General features: G+C 39.1%; 1 protein-coding gene. It reads right to left on the reverse strand.

Translation table 11 applies throughout. The features are described from left to right. Positions 1-67: 67 nt before the first annotated feature. Positions 68-2,092, reverse strand: a 2,025-nt coding sequence (locus VF675_RS13565; protein WP_440205377.1) for a hypothetical protein, incomplete at its 5' end; no start/stop codon positions are given.

Below are 2,092 nucleotides of genomic sequence, written 5' to 3' on the forward strand. Positions count from 1 at the left end.
GCGATTTCTCTTTTAATGGCATTTTCTAATTGCGTAACGAGTGATGTATCAAGCACAAGATGGTCCTTTAAAGCACTTCAAGCTTTGCGATTTCTAGTTTGTTGAGCAAGCTTTTAACTTGCTGCTGAATGTCGTGTTTGTAGAAATAAGGGCTTAATCCAGAAATGTGACTGAATCCCATGCTTTGCTTATCATGGGTATATAGCGTATTGTGAATGTCACCACTCAAGGCGAGATGATTTTTAGTGAAATGCCTTGGCCAGTTTTTATAAATCTGCACGGTCTCTTTAAGGTAATTCGTGACAAAATCAGCAGACATGGGCTGTAACTCCAAATGCTCCACGACTTCCGCAAGATTCACCTGACCTTTTTGGGACTTGATCCGAGGATGTGAGATGACATAGAGCATAAAACCATCATTTTCCAATTTCACTTTAAAACTAGTTATCCCGAGTGTCTCGATGGTTTGCGTCAGATATTTTCGATATGCATTGAAATGATCCTGCCAGTAGCCTGTAACAGGAACAGGACGTCCTACTTTTCGTGAATCAGTTTTTTTATCATGCACATAAAGCAGTTGTGCCTTAGGATCGTAATGTTTGAGTAACCCCGGCATGCCGACTATTGGACGTACCGTCAGGCAGATTAAGGAAAGATGCCACATCCAAATGCTGTAAGCATTCAGCTTCTCGATCAGATTCGCTTGAGTATTGGCTAATGTGTTTTTGACAAAATGATAAAGCTGATTAAAAAATTCACTCGCGGCCTCTACAGTCCAGCATCGCTGACTACCAATACGTTCCTCACGATGAAAAATATGGCCAGGGTGTTCATTCTCAATCCATGGATCACCTTTTCTACGGTCTAATAGAACATTAATATAGCCTTGAAAATGCTGGTCGATTTGATCGATCTGACGCCCTTCATAGTTCCATTGCACGATATGATGAGTATCTCGATTAGCCAATAAGTGTGCGACTAGGTTATCACCAGTCTCCATATCCAGATGGAAATAGATTTGTCGCTCTAACATCCCGCAGGTGATTTCACCAATCTGATGCTCTTTAAAGACTTCCCGCAAAAAATTATTGTACTCAATCACACAAAATTCAGGTTCCTCTAAAGCCTCTAAACTGGTGATCCAGGGTGCTGGTATGCGCCATTCCAGGGTTAAGGCCCGATTATAACGCTGTGCTTTATCTTGCATGGCACCGGAATGATTGGCATTCAGCTTGGGATCGATCACCCAATAATAACGGATGGCTTTTTTGACTGATTTTTTTTTAATTCTACCAATACCAATCAAATACTTGATCTTTTGAAAGACCGTTGGACTCAGACCGGTCAAGAGACACATCAGACCACACACAGCTAAAGCCGATTGATATGCATCGTTTCTCGTATTTTCTTGATAACACTCGTGCAATCGCTGATATACCTCAGTTAATAAACTGGGTTTCAGATAAAGCGGATTAGTTTTACAGGCTAAGTCACGTCGCTGAATTCGCTTAGCTTGCTTTTCAAGCTGTTTCTGTTTGTCATCAGCGAAACTCCCCTTCACCCGCTTGGCGATCTCATCCTGTTCAGGATCAGAAATATTGACGTCTGTATCTTGTCCAGTATCCTCATTCTCTACATCCAACGATGATGTGCCTGAATCAGATTTATAGGTCATACCCTTTTTAATATCGTTAATTAAAGCCTGAACATTAATTACTGTTGAATTTAATCTACTATTGGCAATCTCGTTGAAAACAATAATAAATTGTTGAATATAGCGGCCAAGATTAAGCTGTTCAAAATCATTTTTTATTGTTTTACGCTCTAAAAGAATTTTTAACTCGTTGGCATCAAATTCATCCATAGCTTGGAGTTTTCGTGTAACTTTTTTATACAACAGTTTATTTTTCTCAGTATTCGATAACTGCTTTTGCAAAAGAAGTTTTAAATTATAAGATACTGTATTGATTTTATTGTTGTTTTTACAATTATTTAGAATAACCTTTTTTTCATCCTTTTCATCCCTTGTAATCTGAGGCTCTAACAAGATGATTCCCTTCAGCATTTCGCACAAGACTGCAGTCAAAAGATA

The organism is Acinetobacter sp. Lyrl_1 (assembly GCF_051948795.1).
GTDB classification, from domain to species: domain Bacteria; phylum Pseudomonadota; class Gammaproteobacteria; order Pseudomonadales; family Moraxellaceae; genus Acinetobacter; species Acinetobacter towneri.